Raw genomic sequence first — 22,543 nt, 5'->3', positions numbered from 1 at the left:
CCACGTCGTCAGGCTCGACCGCCGCCGCCCGCTCCATCACGGCGTCGGCGCCGACGCCCTCGGCGGCGGCTTCCAGCATGGCGAGGCCGGGCCAGTTGCCGGGGCGCTCGTCACCCAGTTCGATCACGCCGCGCAGCGCCGGTGCGGCTGCGACCGACAGTTCGCCCCCGCTCCATCCGGCCAGCTCGGGAAAGACCTCCCCCAGCATCGGCCGGTAGTCGCAGTGCCGCCAGGCATGGCCGCCCACGAACAGCAGGCTGATCTGCGACTTGGGGATGACGTAGGCGAGGTCGTCCGCCCGATACCGCGCATTGAGCAGAACCGCGCAGCCGCCCACCATCTCGATCGCATAGTACAGGACCACGTAGTCCCAGCAGTTGGGCGCCAGCACGCCGACATGGTCCCCCGGCTTCACCCCCAGCCCGACCAGCGACCGCGCCCGCTCGACGACTTGCGCGAAGAGTTCGGCATAAGTCGCCTCCCGCCCGTCGTAGACGAGCGCGGGACGGTCGGCGAACCGGTCGGCGGAACGGGCAAGCGTGCCGCCGACCGTCAGCGCCTGCAGCGCCGAAGAACCGTGAAGATCGAGAAGGTCGGGTTGGGGCAAGGCTGTCTCCGTGAATATGATCGGCCGCCGCTCAGGGCATGCGCCAGGTCAGCTGCAGCGCGATCGTGCGCGGCATGGCGCCGAACCCGGCCTGGTCGGCGATGCGGTTGGCGTTGGTCCCGGTGCCGAGCCCCGAGCCGGAGGCGTCGGTGACGCCGGTGACGACGAAGCGGTTGGTCAGGTTCTTGCCCAGCAGCGCCAGTTCCCAACGCTCGTCGGCGGTGCGGATGTGGATCTGCGCGTCGAGGTTGATGTACGATCCCTGGCGCGACAGCGGCGAGCCGAAGGCCGAGGTCAGATAGCTGGAGCTGTAGCGGCTATCGACCCCAAACCCGGCGGTCAGCCCGTCGCTGATGTCGGTGTCGTACTTCATCCCCAGCGTCGCGGTCCAGCGCGGCGCGGCGAAAGTGGACACGCCGTCGAGGTTCTGGCCCGGCGTGCCCGGCCGCGACGGAGTCGTGCCGGTCGCGGGCACCGGCGGCACCAGCAGGCCGGGCGTGCAGCCGTTCGCCAGCGACTGGCCGCCGTAGCACGGCGCGATGCCGTCCCCGTAATTCGCCTTGTTGTAGTTGATCGATCCGTTCAGCCCGAACCCGCGAAGACCGCGCGGCGCATAGTCGAACTCCACCTCGACGCCGCGCGTGCGTGCCGAACCGGCGTTGACCGAGTTGTAGCTGAGCGCCGCCGAGTCCAGATAGGTCACCTGAAGGTCGGTGTACTTGAAGGTATAGAGGCTGACGTTGAAGCGCAGCTGGCGGTCGAACAGCATCGTCTTGATGCCTGCCTCGAAGCCCTTGCCCTTCTCCGGATCGAAGGTGAAGAAGTCCGCCTCGGTGCGCGGCGTCAGGATCGAGCTGTTGGAGAAGCCGCCCGACTTGTAGGCCGTCTTGAAGGCACCGTAGACGTTGATGTCCGGCGTCACCTTCCACGCTACCGTCGCTTCGGGCGACCAGTTGGTGAACGTCTGGTTGGCCGCGAGGCGCCGGGTCACGTCGTAGTTGACGCCCGCGAAGCGCGGATTGGCGTAAGGCTGGAAGAACGTGCTGTCCTTGGTCTCGTGGATGTAGCGCACGCCGCCGGTCACCTCGATCTCGGGGATGACCTTCCAGATCAGCTGGCCGTAGCCCGACAGGGTTTCGCCGTCGGTCGTCGATTCCTTGGCATACTGGACGTAGCGATAGCCCTCGGGCGCGGCGCTGTTCTCGGCATTGGCGTTGATGACGACCTGGTCGAAGGTGCGCTTCGTGTTCTGGTAATAGCCACCGACGAGGAAGTTGAGCGGGCCGTCGAACTGCGAAAGCACGCGCAATTCCTGGCTGAACGCCTTCCACCGGCTGACTTCGCCGCCCCAGATGTTGACCGTGGGCGACGACTGGTAATCGATGTCCGCGGTCCAGTGGTTGCGGTTGAAATTGTAGTTGGTGACCGAGGTTACCGCGAGGTCGCCTAGCTGGTAGTCGATGTTGCCGGTGACGCCCCACGAACGGTAGTCGTTGAAGTTGTGGTCCTTCACCAGCGCGGTCTGGTCCGCGATGTCCTTGGGCAGATCGTTCATGCGGTTGTAGAAGCCGGGCGTGCAGGCGACGCCGGGCGTCGTCGTGCTGGTGCCGCCGTCGCAGGCGAACACGTTGTAGTTCCACGCGCCGCCGTAAGTCCTGTTCCAGCCGTAGTTGGCCTTGACCGTGGCGGTCAGGTCATCGGTGGGCTCCCAGCGCAGGGTGCCGCGGACCAGGATGTCGCGCTCGCGCGGGCCGGCCTTGCTGGGCAGGGCGGTGTGCGCGGTGTTGGGGGCCACCGTGGTTGCGGTCGGCGTGTCGCGGGTGTTGTAGGTGATCGGCCCGGCGCGGTTGTCGAACAGCGATCCGAAGTCCTTCGATCCGCGTACGGCAAGGCGGAAGCCCGCCGTATCGCCGATCGGGCCGGAGACGAAGCCTTCGGCGTAGACCTTCTGCGCGTTGAATTCGTAGCCGGTGCGCATCTGCGCCGTGAAGTGGTCGGTCGGGTTGGCGGTGGTGATCGAGATCACGCCTGCCGTCGCGTTCTTGCCGAAGAACAGCGATTGGGGGCCTTTGAGGATTTCCATCGAGGCGAGGTCGAAGAACCCCTCGTTGATGGTGCGGCCCTGGCCGTAGTAGACGCCGTCGACGATGACCGCGACCGACTGCTCGACGCCGATCGACAGCGAGTTGGAGCCGATGCCGCGCAAGGTCAGCTGCGCGCCGGAGCCCGAGACATTGCGCCCGATCACCAGCTGCGGCGTGGCGGCGGCGATGCGTTCCAGGCTGGTGAGGTCGCGGCGCGCGATATCCTGCGCCGAGATGACGGTGACGGCCACCGGCACCTCCTGCGCCGATTCCGCACGGCGGCGGGCGGTGACGACGATATCGTTCATCGCGGCGGGCGCGGTCTCGCTCTGAGGCGCTGAAGCATCCTGTGCGGCGTTTTGGGCGGTATCCTGCGCTAGCGCGGTCTGTGCCCCGCCGGTGATGCACAGCAGTGCGGTGCCCGCCAGCAAGGCGCCACGGCACGACTTTTGGTTCATCGATTCGATCATTTCAGGTTCCCCTCGACCATGCTTGTTTTCGCGTTTGCGCGTGGTTCGAGCCGCAGTTGTATCGTTAAATTTGGTGCGACGGACTTAACTTATCGTGGTTTGAAATTAAGGCAACTGCCTTTTTAAATCACGCGAATTTTGCAGCAGATGCGGGTTTTGGTGCCTGCGATAGAGGCTGTCCAAGCGCGGCTTACGTGCTCGCGGGATGCCACTGGGGCGGCGTTAGGGTATCGCTAGGTGCCGTTAAGTACCGTTTGGGTGCCTCTCCTCAGCCGCCGTCATTACGAGCGTAGCGAAGCCATCCAGGGCCGTTTGCACCGCTCCGGATGGCTTCGCGACGCTCGCAACGGCGAGGTGGTTTTTCCGGTCAGGTCGTGTGTTGGGCCGAGCGTTGCCGCGCCCATTCGCGTGCCTCGTCGCTCGCCACCCACCGCACCGCATTGCTGACCAGTTGCCGGTAATGCGGGTTCTCGTAAGTCTGCGCGCTGTCCCCGGGCTGGATATAGACGAGCGGCGAATTTCCCGCCGGCTTTGCCCATGCCAGCAGCGGATTGAGCGGCGCGGGACGCCACGGTTCCCCTTCGCCGTCACCAAGCCGCTGGACGGCGCGGCGCGCCGAATGAAACCGCTCGGGCGCCACTTCGTCGTCGAGGTAGAGCAGGGGGTGGATCGCCGGATCGTTGAAGACCTGCTGGAGGTACAACTCGTCGACAAGATCGATCCGCCCCGGCAATCCGGCCGTGACCGGGTGCTTCGGATCGGCGATCCTCGCGGCATAGGCCACGTCGCCGAGGTAGCCGGAATCGGCACGCGGCGCGCCGTCGATCACGGCATCGCGATAGAGGAACTGCCCCCCGATCGCCTCGGCATAGCGCGGCCAGGCGGGCCACCCGGCAATGGCGTGATGGAGCACGACCATGCCTTTGCCTTCGGCCATAAGTCCCTCGAAACCCTGTGTAAAATGCGCAGGGGGTGCGATGAATCCGGGCCGCTCTGCCGCTGGGGCGCGAAAGTCCAGACCCGGCATGTCGTAGAACAACAGCGCGTCGTAGCGCCGCATCTGCTCGGGATTGAGCAGTACGGCGGCGGCGGGCTGGTCCACGAAAGTCGGCTCGCAGCCGATGGCGCGCAGCATCGCCTCCAGGCCATCGCGCGAGAAGGCATGGCCCTTCACGACGACGAACAGTTCGATGCGGTCTTGCTTGCGGGTCATCGGCGCGCGCGGAACCGGATCGGCAGTTCGCGCAAGGGCAGCGTCAGGAAGTTGGCGCGGTGGATCGGCTCGGTCAGCGGGCGCGCCAGTTCGATGTCGCCCAGCCGTTCGAGGATGGCGGTGATGCCGATGGCGATCTCCTGCCGCGCCAGCACGGCGCCGACGCAGAAGTGCGTGCCCGCGCCGAACGCCAGGTGGGTGCCGGCGTTGCTGCGCTCCATGTCGAACATGTGCGGGCAGGCGAACTTGGCGGCATCGCGGTTGGCGGCGCCGTAGCGGACGATCACCACCGAGTCCTTCGGGATCACCGTCCCGCTCAGTTCCACGTCGCGCGTGGTGCGGCGGCGCAGGCCCTGCGTGGGGCTCTCGAAGCGGATGACTTCCTCGACGAAGTTCTTGATCCGCTTGGGATCTTCGCGCAGCCGCGCCATCTGGTCGGGGTGGTTGAGCAATTGCATCATGGCGTGCCCGATGGCGGTCATCGTCGATTCGAAACCGCCGCCGATGAGCTGGCTCATCACGCTCTGCAGCTCCGCCATCGACAACGGTTCCTCGGTATCCGCATGGGCGGTGGCGAGCGCGGAAATCCAGTCCCCCGTCGGCCGCGCCCGGCGCTCCTCGAACAGCGCGGCAAGGTGGTGCTGCGCCTCCAGTTCGATGTCGGCGTTGCGCAGCAATTGCTCCTCGCTCATCACGTAGGATGCCGGGGCGAGCATGGCATCGGCCCACTTCTTGAACGTCGTGACCTGATCGGAAGGCAGGCCCATCTCCTCGGCGAGAATCGTGCCGGGCAGCAACATCGCGTATTCGCTGATGAATTCGCACTCACCACGCGCCGCGAAGGTGTCGATCAGGCCATGCGCGACCTCCTCGATGTGCGGCGTCATCTCCCGCACGCGCCCGACGGTGAACACACGGTCCACCAGCTTGCGGTAGCGCCCATGGTCCGGCGCATCGGTGCGTTGCAGGGTGGAAATATGCGGCCAGCCCTTGCTCTCCATATAGGCGCGCAGCCTTTCGGCATTCTCCGGTCCTTGCAACGAAGCGCGGTCCACCTTGTTGGAAAACGTCACCGGATCGGTCAGCACGGCCCGCAGATCGGCATAGCGCGAGACGATATAGAACCCCGTCTCCGGCATCCGGTAGATCCCCGGCGCGTCCTGCATCGCCTCGTACATCGCAAAGGGATCGCTCTGCGTCATCGGATCAAGCAGGCTGAATCCCTCAAGCCGCTCCGCCGCGCCAAGATCGGCCATCAGAATCTCTCCAAATTATCGTTTTTGCGATATTAGATCATATGCCTTAAAAATAAAGAGCAAATGATCTGGGTGCCTTCACGGCTCGCCCTTGGCTTTCGCTGAACTGGCCCGGTCGTTGATGTAGGCGCGGATTGCTTCCGCATCCGTGGGCGTCAGGTACTGGCGGAACGAGACCATGCCCTGATCCGCGAGCACACCGTCGATCACGACCTGGCGGAACACGCCCGCATCGGCGATGGCGCCGGACCGTCGCAAGTCGGGAAGCACGCCTGAGGACAGCCCTTCCGAGCCGTGACATACCGCGCAAGTGCTGCCGAACAGGCTCGCCCCGCTGGCCACCTGCTGCGGCGCGAAGCGTTCGGCTGAAGGGGCGAAGGGCGCAGGAGGCGCCTTGTCTCGGGCAGGCAGGCGGGCATTGCCATCGATCCGGAAAGCGAGGATGCGTCCCGGAAGGCGCTGCTGAGGCGCCGCGTAGCTAGGCATGGCAAGGTTGTAGGCCCCCCCCTTGCCGGACATGACGGCGACATACTGCCTGCCGTTGACCGCGTAGGACACCGGCCCCGCCATGATCGGTTGCTGCGCGTCGAACTGCCACCGCTGCTCGCCGCTCCGTGCGTCGTAGGCGTGGAATAGGCCCTCAGCGTCGCCCTGGAACACGAGGTCGCCGCCCGTCGCCAGCACGCCGCCGTTCCATGGCCCCTTGTAAGGCACACGCCACATTTCCTTGCGTGCAACCGGGTCCCAGGCGATCAGGCGGCCCTCGAAGGACTGAAGCATCGCCTCGATCGCGGCCTTTTCCTGCGGCAGCTTGCCTGGTTCCGCGAGGCCCATGTTGAGCAGGCCGGGGCGATACTTGAACGCGCCGTCAGGAGTGTAGATCGAGGGAATCTGCTGCGCCGGAATGTAGACGAGACCTGTCCGGGGCGAGAACGCCATCGGGTGCCAGTTGTGCGCCCCCCATGGCCCTGAGCTGGCGATGAAGCCGCCGGATTTGTCATATCGGGCCTTGGGATCGATCACCGGACGGCCGGTCTTCAGGTCCACGCGATCGGCCCAGTTCACCGGCACGAACTTGTCGGCGGAGAGCGGCTTTCCGGTCTCTCGGTCGATCACGTAGAAGAAGCCGTTCTTCGGAGCGTGGAGGATCACCTTGCGCGCGCGACCGCCGATGGTGAGGTCCGCGAGCGTCATCTGCTGGGTGGAAGTGAAGTCCCACTGATCCCCCGGCGTCTCCTGATAGTGCCAGAGGTAGCGCCCGGTATCGGGATCGAGGGCTAGGATGGAGCCGATGAACAGGTTGTCGCCCTTGCCGGCGGAGCGGATGCCCCGGTTCCACGGCCCGCCATTGCCGACCCCGACGTAAAGGCGGTTCATCTTCTCGTCGTAGACGATCGAGTCCCAAGCCGTACCGCCGCCGCCGATCTTCCACCAATCTCCCGCCCAGGTCGGCAGGGCGAGGCGTTCGAGCGCGTCGTCGGAGGCAGTGCCGTCCTTCTCGCCCGGCTTGCCCGGCACGGTGTAGAAACGCCACGCGAGGCGGCCGGTCTTCTCGTCGTAGGCGGAGATATAGCCGCGCATGCCCTGGTCCGCGCCGCCGAAGCCGATGAAGACCTTGCCGCGCGCCACGCGCGGCGCCCCGGAGATCGCCATGGGCTTCTTCGGATCGGTCGTCTGCACGCGCCAGAGCTGCCTGCCGGTCTTCGCGTCGAGCGCGATCAGGCGGCCGTCGACGGTGCCGAAGAACAGGCGCCCGTCGCTATATGCAGCGCCGCGATTGACCACGTCGCAGCAGGCGTGGATCGCAGTGGTGCCGGGGACTTTTGGGTCGAACTCCCAAAGCTGCCTGCCCGTTTCGGCATCAAGGGCAACCACCTTGCTCCATGCCGTCGTCGCATACATCACGCCGTCGACCACCAGCGGAGTGCCTTCCTGCCCCCGGAAGGTGTCGAGGTCGGCGTACCACGCAAGGCCGAGCTTGCCCGCATTCACTCCGTCGATCTGGGCCAGGGGAGAAAAGCGCGTTTCGTCATACGTGCGCCCGTGGCTCAGCCAGTTGGCGTCCTCAGCCTTGGAGGCGGCCGCCAGCAGGCGCGCGTCGCTCTTGTTCACGTCCTCGCGCTCGGCCCGGCAGGATGCCAACGCGAGGGCACACAAGACCAGTGCGCCGACGTTGCGGCGCGATGCTGCGATCCCGATCGTCACGTTCAACCCTTGAGATAGACGAAGACCGACTTCGCTTCCTGATAGGCACGGATGCCGTCTTCGGCGTTCTCGCGGCCCCAGCCGGATTCCTTGTAGCCGCCGAATGGCATCGCCGGGTGCATCATGCCGTAGCCGTTGATCCACACGTTGCCTGCCTGCAGCCGCGCGGCAGTGAGGTGAGCCTTGTTGAGGTCCGTGGTGTAGATACCGGCACCGAGGCCGTAACGAGTGTCATTCGCGGCGCGCACCAGATCGTCGATGTCGTCCACCGGCGTCGCGACAAGGACCGGGCCGAAGATCTCCTCGCGCACGATGCGCATATCGGCATTGACGTTGGCGAACACGGTGGGCTCGATGTAGTAGCCCTGGCTGTCCACCGCGCTGCCGCCGGTGACGACTTCGGCGCCTTCCTGAACGCCGGTCTCCAGATAGCGCGAGACCTTGTCGCGCTGGCCTTCGGAGATCAGCGGGCCGATGGCGTTGGCGGGGTCGAAGCCGTGACCGATCCTGAGGCCCTTGGCGAAATCGGAAATGCCTGCGACGACCTTGTCATAGGACTTCTTCTGCACGAACAGGCGCGATCCCGCGAAGCAAACCTGCCCGGTATTGGCGAAGATGCCCATCGCGGCGCCGGGGATGGTCACTTCGGGATCGGCGTCGTCGAAAACGATGACCGGCGACTTGCCGCCCAGCTCCAGCGTCACGCGCTTGAGCGTCTCGGCAGCGGACTGGACGATCTTCTTGCCGGTCGCGGTCGAGCCGGTGAAGCTGATCTTGTCGACCTCCGGATGATCCACCAGAGCTTGCCCGGCGGTGGCGCCGAAACCCGGGACGATGTTGACCACACCTGCCGGAATGCCCGCTTCGACCATGAGGTTGGCGGCATAAAGCGCGGACAGCGGGGTCAGTTCGGCGGGCTTGACCACGACCGAGCAACCCGCCGCCAGCGCGGGCGAGAGCTTGATCATCATCACCCCGATCGGCCCGTTCCACGGGATGATCGTGCCCACCACGCCCACCGGCTCGACGCTGGTGTAGGCGTGCATTTTCAGCGTGTCGCTGGCGATCGCAGGGGAGGCGTTTCGGCCTCCCAGCTTGGTGATCATTCCCGCGTAGTACTTGAGGCCCTGAACCACGCTGCCGACCATCCATTCGGCGAAGGCGATGGGCATGCCGTTGTCGATCACCTCGATCTCGGCGATGGTGCGTGCATCCCGCTCGAACAGTTCGGCGAGCTTCCACATAATGTCGGCGCGCTTTTCGGGCGGCAGTCCGTGCCAGCGGCGTTCGTCGAAGGCCCGGCGCGCGGCCTGCACGGCGCGGTCGATGTCCTGCGCCTCACCTTCCGCCACATGGGCGACGACCTCGCCCGTTGCCGGGTTGCGCACTTCGAAGGTCTTGCCGGAAGCGGCGTCATGCCACTCGTTGTCGATGAACAGGCGGTGCTGCCCGCGCACATGGGCAAGGACGGTTTCGTTGGGGTCGTGGAGGGCCATGACTGTTCTCCCGTAAGTCTTTGGGTTTAAAAGCGGACCGTGCCCTGCAGCAGCACTTCACGCGGGCGGCCGATACTGACCCACACGGCGTCCGGCGTGCCGAAGGGCTTCTCGGCGCCCGCGACGCCGTAGTATTTGTCGGTCAGGTTGCGGCCGATGAGCGCCAGTTCCCAGCTGTCGTCGGCGGCGTGGAGGCGGGCGGTGGCGTTGAGCGTCGCGAAGCCCTTCTGGTATCCGACGGGGTTCTGGTTCTCGAGCAGCCAGTATCCGCTGGTGTAGCGTGCGTCTGCCATCAGTCCGAGGCCCAGCGCATCGCCAAGCGGCAGGTCGTAAGCCACGCCGCCGGTCAGGTTCCACGACGGCGCGCGGACGAGGTGCGTGCCCGAAAGGTCCTGGATGGTCCCGTCGCAGCCTTGCGCGGCAGTCTGGCCCGCGTAGCAGGGGGCGGCATCGAAGTTCAGATACTTCGCGTCGTTGTAGCCCACTGCGCCCCGCAGGGTGAAGTCGGGCGTCACCGCGAAAGAGGCGTCGGCCTCCACACCGCTGGTCCGCGCCGAGGCGGCGTTGCGGATGGTGAACGAAGGCGGCGAGGGGTTGAACGAGGTGAGTTGCAGGCCCTTGAAGGTATAGCGATAGGCGGTGAGGTTCAGCAGCAGGCGGCGACCCAGCAGTTCGCCCTTGAATCCCACCTCGCCGCCGTTCGCCTTCTCCGGCGCGAAGTCGAGGTCGGCGACGGTCTGCCCGGCCGACAGGATCGAGGGGTTGGAGAAGCCGCCCGACTTGTAGCCGGTCTTGTAGGCGCCGTAGAGCGTCGTGTTCGGGCTTGGCCGCCAGGTCAGTGTGGCTTCGGGCGAAATCTGCTCGTCGGCGAAGCGGCCGCTGGTGAACACGCCTTCGGTGGCGGTGATGCCCAGCGGGACGAAGTTCTGGTTCACGAAGCCGTTGCCCTGCGTGGTGCGCTTCGTCTCGCGCGTCCAGCGGGCGCCGCCGGCCAGTTCGACGGTATCGGTCACGTCCCAGATGAGCTGGGCGAAGGCGGAATAGGTCTTGCCCTTGTTGAAGGTCAGGAACTGCCAGTTGTTGTACTGGCCGTTGCGCGGATCCGGCCCGACATTGGCGAGCATCCCGTTGCCGCGCGTGTCCCGCTTGGAGCTTTCGAAGAACACGCCGGCCGCGAAGTTGAGTGCACCGTCGAAGCTGGAATTGACGCGCAGTTCCTGTGTGAAGGCCTGTGAGGCGTCCTTGTTCGCCCCCCACACTACGGGCGAGGAATCGAACGAGAAATTGTCGAAGGTGTCGTTCGAGTAGCGCCAGAAGCCCGTGACCGAGGCGAAGGCCAGGGTATCGGTACGGTAATTCATCGTCAGCGAGCTGAGCACCGATTCGTACTTGGTGCGCGGCACGCCGCCGTTGGACTTGGGATAGCCTGCGGCGATTTCCGGGTTCATCGCGCCCAACGTGCGCTTGCCGTTCAGTTTGCAGTCGCTGTACGGGTCCTGCACGTAAGTGCCGCTCAACACGTCGAGCGTGCGTGAATTGCCGTTGCAGAGCAGTTCCGTGCCGGCGGTCTCGCCGTTGTCGCGCATACGGTCGCCGAACAGCTTGAACGTGGCGTCGAAGTCGTTGGTCGGCTTCCATTCGAGGGTCAGGCGGCCAAGCACCTCGCGAGTGCCGGGATCGCGGCCATGCGCTGCGCCGACACCGGGGAAGTCGGGCGCGCTGGGTACGGCGAGCGGTCCCGCAACGTTCCTGATGTAGCCATCCATCTTGCTGCCGCGTGCGGCAATGCGGAAGCCCAGGGTGTCGGTGATGGGGCCGGAGATGCCGCCTTCGACGAAGCGCTCGCGTGCGCGGAACTCGTAGCCTGCACGGCCATAGCCCTCAAGCGTCGGCGTCGCACCTTTGGTGCGGAGTGAGACGACGCCGCCTGGGCTGTTCTTGCCGAAGAACAACGCCTGAGGCCCTTTCAGCACTTCGACCTGCTGGATGTCGAAGAAGCTCTGGGCGACGAGGCGGCCACGGCTGATCTGGATGCCGTCGATGTTGAGCGAGACGGTCTGGTCGATGCCCGCATCGAGCGCCGAGGAGCCAAGGCCGCGGATCGTGAAGCTGGCGCCGGCGCCGCCGCCACCGGTCTTGGCGAGGATGACTTGCGGGATCATCTGGCCGATCTTCTGCAGGTCGGTCGCACCGCTGCGCTCCAGCTGCACCGCGCTCACCGCCGAGATGGCGACGGGCACGTCGAGAAGCGTCTCCTCGCGGCGACGGGCGGTGACGATGATGTCGCCTTCTGCGGCGATCTTCGATCCGCCTTGCTCCTGCGCGACCGCTTCAGTCGGCGCCGTGGCGGCAATGCCCAGCACCAGCGGCAGGGCGCAACTCCATTTCCAATCGTGACCTCGGTTCATCCGGCCTCTCCCCCAGTTTCCTCTTTCCCTGCCAGACGCGGCTGTTTTCCTGCGCTGTGCGACGCTCGCCTTGCGTGTCGTCGCAATCCGGTGCGGTGACTGGATGCGGGCTGAAGGTAAGGGGCGAAGAAAGTTCAGATCAACGCTGCATTTAAAGGGCGATCCGATGAGTTCGATTTTTTAACGAATATATCTAATTATGTATTGAAATGATTTTGATTATGTTGAAAATAATTCACGTCTTTATCGATAGTATCAAAAATGAAATGTTAATATCCGTGAAAATAATCGATAAAACAGATGTCTTTTTCGTGCATATGAGGGCGAATTGATCGTTGCAGGGTTCGTATTGCTTTGGTGATAACTGATATCGGTAATTTTTAGGCCGGAACGCCGAGCAGGGCGAACTGCTCTTCAAGAAATCGCTTTTGCCGCCGGGGCGACCAGCTGCGCGGTTCGAACAGAGCCTGCGTGGCTACTCCGACAAGCAGCGTGATGATCTGGCGGCTCGCCTTTCGGGCGCGGTCCCTTGCCATTCCGTGCTCTCGATGCAGCAGTTCGGCGAAGTCGCGCGAGGCGATCCGGACCTGTTCGCGTTCTTCGCGTGCCAGTTCGTCGTCGGTGCACGCGACGTGATATTGGGCGAGGTAGATGTGCCAGTCTTCCCGGCTTTCGCGATCAATCGGCATCTGCGCCAGCGCGCAGGCGAGGGGGCTCCCGCCGCTGCTTTCGTAGGCGCGGCGGATGCGGGCCTGCGTTCGCAGGATGGTGGTCCGATAGACCGCGATCCACAGTTCGCGGCGATCGGCGAAGTGATGGTTGATGGTCGTGGTGCTGCAATTCATAGCACTGGCCAGACGGCGCAATGAAAGGCCTTCCAGCCCGGAGTCGCAGACGAGGCGGATCGCCGCCTCGGCGATCTCCTGGCGCATCACCGCACGCTCCGCGCGTGAGGGTTCCGGCCGATGAATGACCCACGCGGGAAGCGAGGCATTCCAGACGGTCAAAGGGTCACGGGGATCAATCGTCAAAGACATGGCCGTTCAGCTTCCTCGCCCAGAGTCAGTGGCCGTTCTTGTGCGGCCTTGATCGACCGGTCGAAGGTTTTCCCTCGTCCCGGCAGTGATGAAGTTCATGGTTCTGTCGAAATAAGCAAGGGGGATTAATGATAGGTCGCGATAAAGCGTTTCAAGGTATCTTCGGGGTGCGATCAGAGCCGGAATATGGCCGAACTTGGTACTCCTTTCGAAAAATTCAATAAGGCGATTGCCTTAATTAAATGCGATGAATAAGCTCGTTTCAGGAGAAGGATACAAGGAGACGGATTGTGCGCAGGCTCGAAGGGCGCGTGGCGATCGTGACGGGAGGGGCGTCCGGTATCGGCCTCGCATGCGTAAACCGGCTGACTGAGGAGGGCGCGCTTGTCGTCTCGACCGACTTGCAGCTTCCAACCGGGGGCGACCATATCGCCGCGCTGCATCTGGTCCATGACGTCAGGACGGAAGACCAATGGATTGATGTAGTCGGGACTACGATCCAGCGCTTCGGGCGGCTTGATATCCTCGTCAATAATGCCGGCATAACCAGCACCGAGCCGATCGAGGACGTTTCTCTGGAAAACTGGGAGAACATCCTGGCGGTGAACCTCACGGGGACGATGCTGGGATGCAAGCATGCCATCCGGGCCATGCGCGAGAATCCCGGTGGACCGCGCGGATCGATCGTCAACATATCGTCGATGGCGGGATTTGTCGGGTTGGCGCAGTCGGCCGGATATAACGCCACGAAGGGCGGAGTCAGGCTGCTGACGAAGTCGGTCGCGGTACGCTGTGCCGGCGAATATCGCAACATCCGCTGCAATTCCCTGCATCCCGGCGCCATCGACACGCCGATCCATGAGCGGCGCCTCTCGTCCGCCCCTGACCGGGACGTGGCGCGCGCGGCGATGGATGCGTTGCAGCCCGTCGGCAGGATGGGGACCGCCGCGGAAATGGCCGCCTGCGTCGCCTTCCTTGCGAGCGATGACGCGAGTTTCGTGACCGGCACCGAACTCGTCGCCGATGGCGGATGGCTGGCGGACGGTGGGACGACGCGTCTGCCGCCCACCGTGACGACCACTCGCACGGCTGACGGGGCCGCGACATGAGCGCGGTCGACGTCCTGTTCTCGCCCGTTCGCATCGGCGGTCTGGAGATTCCCAACCGAATCGCGATGGCGCCGATGACGCGCGAGTTTTCGCCCGGAGGCGTTCCCGGTCCTGACGTTGCGGCATACTATGCGCGCCGGGCCGCAGGCGGGTGCGGCCTGATCATCACGGAGGGCATGGCGGTCAATGCGGCCGGAGCGCATGACGGACCCATCCCGCTTTTCTATCAGCCGCAGACGCTCGCCGCCTGCCGCGCGATCGTCGATGGTGTCCACCGCGCCGGTGCGCGCATCATGCCGCAGCTTTGGCACGTCGGCGTTCAGGATTCTCCGACCGAGGTGAACCCGCAGACCGTGAAGCAGCGCCCGCCCCGTGTCGGTCCTTCGGGCCTGCTGGGAACCGGAGAGGTCGGCGGCGAAGTCCTTGATGAGCGAGGCATCGCCGACACCATCGCCGATTTTGCGCGTGCGGCGCAGGCAGCGCGGGAAATCGGTTTCGACGGCATCGAGATTCACGGCGCGCATGGCTACCTGCCGGATCAGTTCCTCTGGTCTCGCACCAACCGGCGCCGTGATGGATACGGCGGTGATGCACGGGAGCGAACGCGTTTCGTGGTGGAACTGATCCGCGCCTGCAAGGCCGCTGCGGGGCCTGATTTCCCTGTCGTGCTACGCATGTCGCAATGGAAGAGTTTCGATTACGCGGCGCGGCTCGCGGAAACACCGTCGCAGCTCGAGGCCATTTTCCTGCCGATCGCCGAAGCGGGCGTCGACGCCTTCCACTGTTCGACCCGGCGCTTCTGGGAGCCTGCGTTTGCCGAAAGCGACCTGACTTTGGCGGGCTGGATGCGCAAGATCACCGGATCGCCGACGATTGCCGTTGGCTCGGTCACGCTGGAAAACGACTTCAAGCATGACCGGAGCGAGGCGACCGGCGGCATAGCCGAAAGCGCGCCGAGGACGCGCGACGTCGAGGCGGTCGCATCCTTCATCGAGCGAGGAGAGTTCGACATGATCGCGGTCGGTCGGGCCATGATCGCCAACCCCGACTGGGCGGCGCTGGTACGCAGCCGCGAAACGCACAAGCTGCGCTCGTTTCGGCGTGAGCAATTGGCTGCGCTGGATTGAGCCACTGCCTGGCGATATGTGGCCTGTCGGGCTCGACGATATCACGGTCGCTTGCGCGGATGCGTGCAATCACGCCTAGAGCCGGTCGAACACCGATCCCATGCGCGGACTAAACAGGCGCTCGTAGGTCTTGAGCAGGTGCGTGTCCGTCATCGCCGCGACATGATCGCAGATGACGCGTGCATCGCCTCCCGCAGCATCCAGACGGCCGAGTGCATCGCGTGGTAGCAGCCGGGCCGGATCGGCGCTCAGCGCCTCGAACACGGCGACGACCATGGCCTGTCCCTTGAATTCGAGCTGCTGCACTTCGGGGCTGGTGATCACCTCGCGCACCACGAAGTTCTGCAGGGTATCGAGAAACGCGCGGCGCGGCCCCTTCATTGCCACGCGCCAGCGCAGCAGCGGTTCGCGGAAACCCTTGACCTCGACGTATTGTGCGCCGGTCAGGAAATGGTGCACAAGGCGGCCGATATAGCGCTTGCGCGTATTCGCGTCGCCGAACAGGTCATCGACCATGCGCGAGAATACGTCGTTTTCGCTTTCGCCCGGGTATTTCGCCTTGAGAGCGTCGAGGAACGAGGCGCACTTGCCGTCGATCGCGGCGGCAAAGGCGTCCTTGGTGACCAGGCCGATCGAGATCGCATCCTCGAGGTCGTGGACCCCATAGGCGATGTCGTCGGCGACATCCATGATCGTGCAATCGAGCGACTTGTGAAGGGTGCGCGCATGCTTGCCTTCGGGGCGTTCCAGCGCCTGGAACTTGTCCCGATCGGAGGCGGAAACGGGTGCGAGGATCCAGTCGACGACGTCCTGTTCGCTGTCGAAATGGCACTTGGGCGGCTTGCACGAACGCGCGTCGAGAACCCGGATGGTGGTGGTTCCGGCGAGCAGCGAGGGAACGAGCGCCGGATTGCGGGCCGCCGACCATGCCACCGGATACTTGAGCACGCCCAGCATCGTGCGTCGGCACAAGTTGGCGCCAGCGTTGGCGGAGAAGGATTCGAGCCGCGCGAGAATGCGCAGGGTCTGCCCGTTGCCCTCGAAGCCGCCCGCATCGCGCATGCAGTAGTTGAGCGCTACCTCGCCGCCGTGGCCGAACGGGGGGTGGCCGAAATCGTGGGTGCAGCCGATCGCATGGATCAGGCTGCGGTCGGGCAGGAGGCCGGTGGCGACGTGGTCAGGGAAGGACTTGGCCAGTTGCCGTGCAAGCCCCCCGGCGATCTGCGCGACCTCGAGCGAATGGGTCAGGCGGGTCCGGTAGAAGTCGCTGTCCCCGAGGTTGAGGATCTGCGTCTTGCCCTGCAGCCGCCGGAACGAGGCGGAGTGAATGACCCGCGCATAGTCGATATCGCCATCTTCCCGGGCGTCTTCGGCCTGCGGGTTCCAGTTCTCGCGTCGGGCGTGCCAGCTCATGGGCAAGCTATTCCAGCTGGGGCAGGGATCGGCAAGGGTTATGCCGTCCACGCGGAAGGATCGTCCTCCCTCGCGACGAGGGCGAGGCCGTGGGCGATCGAGGTCAGTTCCCCGCCCGACATCAGCTTGCCCTCGCCGAACCGGCTGGAGAACACCGACCGCACAGCCGGAACCAGCGAAGTGCCGCCGGTCAGAAACACGCGGTCGATGTCGCTCTCGCCCAAGCCTGCCGTTTCGAGAGCCTGATCCACCGCCCCGGCCATCCGCGCGACGTCTTCGGCGATCCAGTCCCCGAACTCGGCACGGGTGACGCTGGCCTGCACTTCCACGCCTGCGCCGGAGAACCGGAATTCGGCGCGGTCCTCGCTGGACAGCGCGCGCTTGAGGCAGCCGACGGCATCGTAGAGGGGAAAGCCCAGTTCGTTCTCGATCATCGCGATCATCCGGCCGATCGCGGCCGGGTCCACCGCGCTGCGGCGCAGGCGATCGAGTTCGTCCAGCGTGCGCCGGTTGCGCATCAAGGCGAGCTTGGACCAGTCGGCAAAGTCGGCGAAGTAGCCGCCGGGAATGTCCAGCACCTTGTCGAACGAGCGATACTGCCCGCCCTTGCCCAGTTGCGGCAGGACGAGCCGGTCGACGATGCGCTGGTCGAAACGGTCGCCCGCGATGCCGACGCCCGCATGGCCCAGCGGCACGCAGCGCTGGGCGGCGCCTGGCTCGCGGACCTGCACGACCGAGAAGTCGCTGGTGCCGCCGCCGAAGTCGGCGACCAGCAGGGTAGCCGCCTCGTCCAGTCGGGAGGCATAGCTGAATGCGGCGGCAAGCGGTTCGTAGACGTAGTGAATCTCGCTCGCGAAGCCTTCGAACATCGCGTCGTAGCGCTGCCGGGCCAGCCCCTCGTCGGCGCGCGCACCGGCGTAATGGACTGGGCGGCCGATGACGGCACGGTCCAGCCGGTCGAGTTCGCCGCCGGCGTGGGCGGCGAACTTCTGCAGGAACATACGGCCGAGGTCCTCGAACCGGTAGCGCTTGGTGAAGACCGAAGCGCTGTCGAACGCGGGACTGGCGGCGACCGACTTGAAGGACTGCAGGAAGCGGCTGTCGCTGGGGTATTCGAGGTATTCGTGGATGGCGTGCGGCCCCGCCTCCACCGCGAGCCCGCCGGGCACGCCTTCCTCCTGCCAGAAGCACAAGGCGGAGCGGAACACCTCGCCGCTGCCCTCGGGGCCGTCCAGCGCGACGAGGCGCGGCTGCGGCTCGGCATCGAGGGAAAGGGCGGCGACGCTGTTGGTGGTGCCGAAATCGATGCCCGCGCCGATGCGCTTGCGAGCGAGGTTCATGGTCGTTGCATGGCCCGATGATGGGAGAGGGACGCGGCCCACGCTCGTGCCCTCGCCCGCAGGGCAGCGTCAAGGGCCTGCCGCCGCGCCGGACGAATTAATCCGCCGCGAACCGGCTGTTGGCGTAAACCGGGTCGCTCCTGCCCCATTCGCCGATGGGCCTCAGGCTGGCATGCATCCCTTCGTCGCGGATTTCGTTCGAAGGCCGGGGGTCGTTCCAGTCAGTGATGACCTGCCGGCGCAGGATGCGCCACTCTCCTTCGCGACGCTCGAGGCGGTCGAGATAGCGGCCGGCCATTACGAACATCGCGTTGTCCGGGGCCAGTCCATGACCGGCAAGGCGGCCGAAGTAGCGGCTTCCGAGCAGGGCCTCGATCATCCCGGCCCGAACCCGGCAGGCGGAATAGAGATAGCTCTCGGCAACGGCGAAATCGCCGGACACCTCGATGTGGATGTTGAGCAGGCAATGCGTGCCCATGGCGAAATACTGCGTGATCTCGCCGATGATGAAGGGCACGAACTCGCTGGCACGGCCGACATAGATGCCGTGGATGTCCTCGCCATCGGGCCAGTACACGGTCTCCATGAGGGCAAGATCGGCGCGGTCGAGGGCACGGCAGTAGCGCGTCAGAACGGCTTCCACGTCGCGCACCGCGACCAGTTCGGCAAGCCGTTCGCGGGCGGAGAGGGCGGGGCTCACGGGCGGTTGGCCCAGACCGGGTCGCCCGGGCCGCGTTGGCCGAGGGGGCGCAGGTTGGCGAACATGCCCTCGTCGAGGATTTCGTTGGAGGGGTGGTTGTCGTTCCAGTCCATCACGACCTTGCGATGGAGAATGCGCCATTCCTCGTCACGCCGCTCGAACTGGTCGAGATAGCGGCCGCCGAAGTAGAAGGTGTGGTGCGCCGGATCGAGACCCTTGCCAGCGAACATTCGCATGTAGCGCGAACCGAAGATTTCCTGCGCCTTGCTTTCCCGTACCTTGTGATAGGCGAAGAGATAGGTTTCGGTCGCGGCGCGGTCACCCGCGATCTCCATGTGCACGTTCATGAGGCCGTGCATGGTGACCTCGAACCACTCCTGGATTTCGCGCACGATGAAGTCCGCGAAGTCGGCCGCATTGCCGTCGAAGACGCCGTGGCTGTCGGTGCCGTCGGGCCAATAGACGCTGCGCATGAGGTCCACGTCGCAGCGGTCCAGTGCGCGGGAATAGCGGGTGAGAACGGCATAAATGTCGCGTCGCGCGACAAGATCCTCGATCTCGGCATCGGTGACCATAGGGCCTCTCCTATAGTGGTCGGCAGCATGCTTTGGACGCCGATCCATGTGGTCGAGGATAGGGCTTCGATAAAATAAAACAATCGTGATTGTTTATATAATTGCATGGCCGGCAACCAAGGCCCGGCGGAATGTAAGCCCGATCTTAACCATAGATTATGGAATATCGCCTAGTCGCGCCTCTGGATGGGAGGCCGCTTGTGCGTGTCTCGGGACTCAGGGGGAAGATTTCTATGGTTCGTATGGTCAGTCACGTTGCGCTGGTCTGTGCGGCTGTCATGAGCACGCCGGTCATGGCGCAAGAGCAGGCTCCCGGTGCGGCGGATGCCGATGGCGACATCATCGTCACCGCCCGCAAGCGCGAGGAACGCGCGGTCGATGTGCCGATCGCGGTCACCGCGGTCAGCGGCGCGGCGCTGGAAAAGCGCGGTGCGGCGAACCTGGCGGATTTCTTGCAGGAAGCGCCCGGCGTCGGCATTTATGACGGCGGCTCGGCGCTCGGCACGAAGATCACCATCCGCGGCATCTCGACCTCGCTGGGTGCCAACGAGAACGGATACTACCTCGATGACCTGCCGTTCACCGGCGTCACCGTGCCGCTCAGCCCGGACGTGCGCGCCTGGGATCTCGACCGCGTCGAAATCCTGCGCGGGCCGCAGGGGACGCTGTTTGGCGAGGGTTCGATGGGCGGCACCGTGCGCATCCTGACGCGCGGCGCTGACCTCGACCAGTGGGAAGCCAAGGGTCTGGGTATGGTGTCGGACACGCGCGGAGGCGGCACCAACGGGGGGGCTAAGGGTGCCTTCAATGCACCTATCGTGCCCGGAGTGCTCGCTGTTCGCGTCGCAGGCACCCATGAACGCTACCAGGGCTGGGTGGACAACAGCAGCACCGGTGCAACCAACGTCAACGATCAGACCTACGATACCTTCCGTGCGAGGCTGCGCTTCGATCCCGTCGACCGCTTGTCGATCACCGGCAGCTACTGGTGGTCGAAGTCGGACTTCCCGGCGGGCGGATCGAGCGCGCGCGACGACGATCAGCAGACGCGCGGCACGGTGCCCTACAGCAAGAGCCGGATGGAGCTTTACGGCGCCACCGCCCGCTATGATCTCGGCGGGGCGGAGCTGTTCTACAGCTACACCCACAGCGATTTCGGGGTGCCGCAGAGTGGCATGTCCTCGATCGGCAGCATCGAGACGAACATCGACATCGCGCTCGACGCTCACGAACTGCGCCTGGCTTCGACCGGCGACGGCCCGCTCAAGTGGACCGTGGGCGCCTATGCGCGCGATTCCCAGCGCAACGACACCGTCAAGTTCCCCGCACGCGGCATCGACAACGACGCGCAGATCAACTCGCGCGCCCGCGCCCTGTTCGGCGAGGCGACTTACACGCTGCCCGGCGTGCCCGTCGATCTGACCGCCGGCCTGCGCTACTTCGAGGACCGACTGCGCGGCTTCGAGGCGAATTCCGGCGTCGTTACCGACCAGCCGGGTGACACCTACAAGTCGTGGAACCCGCGTTTCTCGGTGGCTTGGCATCCGATGGAGAACACCACGATCTATGCCAGCGCCGCCAAGGGCTTCCGCTCGGGCCAGTTGCAGCCGACGGTGCCGCTGATCCTCGGTCCGATCTACGGCGTCGAACTGCCCGCGGCACTGAGCCAGGATTCGATCTGGACCTATGAAGTGGGCGCAAAGGCCGAGCTGTGGGAGCGCAAGCTCTCGATTGAGGCTGCGGTATTCTACAGCGACTGGAAGGACGTGGCGGTCCGCATCCCGATCCCGGGAACGTCCTTCAACGGACTGGTCAATTCCAACGGCACCCACACCAAGGGCGCCGAACTGAGCCTCGTCGCGCAGCCGGTCTCGGGCCTGACGCTCTCGGCGGGCGGCGCCTACGTCGATGCCGAGTACACCGATGCCGTTGCCGGTACGGCGATCGTCAAGGGCTCGGCCGTGGACGACGTCGCGAAGTTCACCGCCAACGCCTCGATCGACTATGCGGCTGCGATCACCGACACCGTGCAGGCGTTCGGCCGGGTGGGCTGGCAGCACAGCTCGCCGCGCCGCAATTCGTCCTACGCCGCGTTCCTGCCGGGCGACACGATCGACCGCGTGGACGCGCGGATTGGCGTCGAGTTCGCGCAGCTGACCATTGCGCTGTTCGCCGACAACCTCACCGACGAGAACGGCGCTACCAGCTTCCGCCAGGTGCAGCAGATCGGCCCGACGAGCTTCGATATAACCTCGAACCGCCTGCGCCCGCGTACGCTGGGCGTGGAAGCCAGCTTCCGCTTCGGCGGCCCGGCGCGCTGACCCCTACCAGCCTCGCCGCGAGCCCATCGCGGCGGGGCGCCCTTGCGATGCTCGCGCGCGGCGATATATGGTTCATATACGAATCATATATGGAACTACCCAATGGGCATCGTGAACATCGATGACGACCTGCACGAGCAGGTCCGCCGGGCGAGCAAGGTTTCCTGTCGCTCGATCAACGCGCAGGCCGCGTACTGGATCAAGGTCGGCATGCTGTGCGAGACCAACCCCGGCCTCAGCTTCGCCGAGATCATGGAGCGGGAACTCAGTTCGGCCGGAGTGCTGCCGCCAACGCTGGGGGCAAGGGCCGCGTGACGAAGACGCCTGAAGAACTGGCGCTGATGGCGCAGGCCGGGCGGCTGCTGGCCTCGGTTTTCGAGATGCTCGACACCGTGCCGCTCATCGGCAAGTCGACTCTCGATATCGATACCCTCGTCGAGCGGTTCATCGTCGATGATCTCAAGTCGCGCCCTGCCAGCAAGGGGCAATACGGCTACGGTTTCGTGCTCAATTCCTCGGTCAACGACGTGGTCTGCCATGGCGTGCCGTCGTCGTCGGACGTGCTGCGCGACGGAGACATCGTCAATTTCGACATCACGCTGGAGAAGGACGGTTTCATCGCCGATTCCAGCAAGACCTACATGGTTGGCAATGTCGATCCGGCAGCGCGCAGGCTGGTCCAGGTCACTTACGAGGCCCTGTGGATGGGCATCCGCACCGTCCGTCCGGGCGCAAGGCTGGGCGATATCGGCGCGGCGATCGAGAAGCACGCCAAGCGCCACGGCTATTCGATCGTGCGCGAATACTGCGGCCATGGCATCGGCCGCGAGATGCACGAGGACCCGCAGATTCTCCACTTCGGCAGGCCGAACACCGGGATGATGCTGCGCGAGGGCATGGTCTTCACTATCGAGCCGATGCTCAATCGCGGGCGCCGCACCGTCTGGACGGAAGACGACGGCTGGACGGTGCGGACGAAGGACGGCTCGCTTTCCGCCCAGTTCGAACATACCGTCGCCGTCACCGCCACCGGCGTATCGGTGCTGACGCTACGCTCGGACGAGCGCGAGATGGTGCGGCGCAGGAAGGCCGCCGCCTAACCCTTTCACCAAACTCGTCATTGCGAGCGTAGCGAAGCAATCCAGGGCGGTTTGCGCGACCCTGGATTGCTTCGCTACGCTC

General features: G+C 65.0%; 17 protein-coding genes. 5 read left to right on the top strand and 12 right to left on the bottom strand.

What is annotated here, in order from left to right:
• From ACYPYD_RS16680 to ACYPYD_RS16645, 8 genes are all read right to left on the bottom strand, one after another.
• The coding region (locus ACYPYD_RS16680) for an AMP-binding protein (RefSeq protein WP_459664281.1) at positions 1-607 on the bottom strand (607 nt) is incomplete at its 3' end.
• Between the two features lie 31 nt (positions 608-638).
• Positions 639-3,149 carry a TonB-dependent receptor gene (locus tag ACYPYD_RS16675; protein ID WP_211151631.1) on the bottom strand — a complete coding sequence of 837 codons (2,511 nt, stop codon included), beginning with the start codon at positions 3,147-3,149 and terminating at the stop codon, positions 639-641.
• 379 nt (positions 3,150-3,528) lie between these two features.
• Complete coding sequence (locus ACYPYD_RS16670) at positions 3,529-4,374, bottom strand: ThuA domain-containing protein (RefSeq protein WP_459664279.1); 846 nt, start codon at positions 4,372-4,374, stop codon at positions 3,529-3,531.
• The gene (locus ACYPYD_RS16665) at positions 4,371-5,630 is read right to left on the bottom strand and encodes a cytochrome P450 (protein WP_211151629.1); all 1,260 of its coding nucleotides are present in this window, start codon (positions 5,628-5,630) and stop codon (positions 4,371-4,373) included. Before ACYPYD_RS16665 ends, ACYPYD_RS16670 begins: the two co-directional genes overlap by 4 nt.
• Positions 5,631-5,708: 78 nt before the next feature.
• Entirely contained in the window at positions 5,709-7,835 is a 2,127-nt protein-coding gene (locus ACYPYD_RS16660) for a PQQ-dependent dehydrogenase, methanol/ethanol family (RefSeq protein WP_008830235.1), read from the bottom strand.
• Positions 7,836-7,837: 2 nt separating this feature from the next.
• Positions 7,838-9,331 carry an aldehyde dehydrogenase family protein gene (locus tag ACYPYD_RS16655; RefSeq protein WP_008830234.1) on the bottom strand — a complete coding sequence of 498 codons (1,494 nt, stop codon included), beginning with the start codon at positions 9,329-9,331 and terminating at the stop codon, positions 7,838-7,840.
• A 26-nt stretch (positions 9,332-9,357) separates the two neighbouring features.
• Complete coding sequence (locus tag ACYPYD_RS16650; protein ID WP_008830233.1) at positions 9,358-11,739, bottom strand: TonB-dependent receptor; 2,382 nt, start codon at positions 11,737-11,739, stop codon at positions 9,358-9,360.
• A 380-nt stretch (positions 11,740-12,119) separates the two neighbouring features.
• Positions 12,120-12,671: a TetR/AcrR family transcriptional regulator gene (locus ACYPYD_RS16645; protein WP_008830232.1), complete on the bottom strand. Its 552-nt coding sequence runs from the start codon at positions 12,669-12,671 to the stop codon at positions 12,120-12,122.
• A gap of 395 nt (positions 12,672-13,066) precedes the next feature.
• Here ACYPYD_RS16645 and ACYPYD_RS16640 point away from each other — a divergent pair, with 395 nt between their 5' ends.
• Positions 13,067-13,885: an SDR family NAD(P)-dependent oxidoreductase gene (locus ACYPYD_RS16640; protein WP_459664276.1), complete on the top strand. Its 819-nt coding sequence runs from the start codon at positions 13,067-13,069 to the stop codon at positions 13,883-13,885.
• Positions 13,882-15,012 (top strand): oxidoreductase, encoded by a 1,131-nt coding sequence (locus ACYPYD_RS16635; RefSeq protein ID WP_459664273.1) that lies wholly within the window; start codon positions 13,882-13,884, stop codon positions 15,010-15,012. The genes ACYPYD_RS16640 and ACYPYD_RS16635 overlap by 4 nt, the downstream gene beginning before the upstream one ends.
• A gap of 75 nt (positions 15,013-15,087) precedes the next feature.
• Here the strand turns inward: ACYPYD_RS16635 and ACYPYD_RS16630 are convergent, their stop codons facing one another.
• From ACYPYD_RS16630 to ACYPYD_RS16615, 4 genes are all read right to left on the bottom strand, one after another.
• Positions 15,088-16,425, bottom strand: a complete 1,338-nt coding sequence (locus ACYPYD_RS16630) for an anti-phage deoxyguanosine triphosphatase (protein WP_459664272.1) — start codon at positions 16,423-16,425, stop codon at positions 15,088-15,090.
• Positions 16,426-16,463: 38 nt separating this feature from the next.
• A complete protein-coding gene (locus ACYPYD_RS16625; protein ID WP_459664270.1) occupies positions 16,464-17,765 on the bottom strand; it encodes an Hsp70 family protein in 1,302 nt (433 codons plus the stop codon).
• A gap of 97 nt (positions 17,766-17,862) precedes the next feature.
• Complete coding sequence (locus tag ACYPYD_RS16620; protein WP_008830227.1) at positions 17,863-18,465, bottom strand: nuclear transport factor 2 family protein; 603 nt, start codon at positions 18,463-18,465, stop codon at positions 17,863-17,865.
• The gene (locus ACYPYD_RS16615) at positions 18,462-19,040 is read right to left on the bottom strand and encodes a nuclear transport factor 2 family protein (protein WP_008830226.1); all 579 of its coding nucleotides are present in this window, start codon (positions 19,038-19,040) and stop codon (positions 18,462-18,464) included. Before ACYPYD_RS16615 ends, ACYPYD_RS16620 begins: the two co-directional genes overlap by 4 nt.
• A gap of 278 nt (positions 19,041-19,318) precedes the next feature.
• On the opposite strand from ACYPYD_RS16615, the gene ACYPYD_RS16610 reads away from it, so the two are divergent.
• The 3 genes from ACYPYD_RS16610 (at position 19,319) to map (ending at position 22,461) form a co-directional block, all read left to right on the top strand.
• Entirely contained in the window at positions 19,319-21,361 is a 2,043-nt protein-coding gene (locus ACYPYD_RS16610; protein ID WP_459664267.1) for a TonB-dependent receptor, read from the top strand.
• 102 nt (positions 21,362-21,463) lie between these two features.
• A complete protein-coding gene (locus ACYPYD_RS16605) occupies positions 21,464-21,676 on the top strand; it encodes a ParD-like family protein (RefSeq protein ID WP_211151620.1) in 213 nt (70 codons plus the stop codon).
• Positions 21,673-22,461: a type I methionyl aminopeptidase gene (gene map, locus ACYPYD_RS16600; RefSeq protein WP_008830223.1), complete on the top strand. Its 789-nt coding sequence runs from the start codon at positions 21,673-21,675 to the stop codon at positions 22,459-22,461. The genes ACYPYD_RS16605 and map overlap by 4 nt, the downstream gene beginning before the upstream one ends.
• Positions 22,462-22,543: the final 82 nt, after the last annotated feature.

This window comes from Novosphingobium sp. 11B (assembly GCF_054589055.1).
The sequence above is the reverse complement of the archived record's forward strand: the minus strand, read 5'-3'. Positions and strand labels throughout refer to the sequence as shown.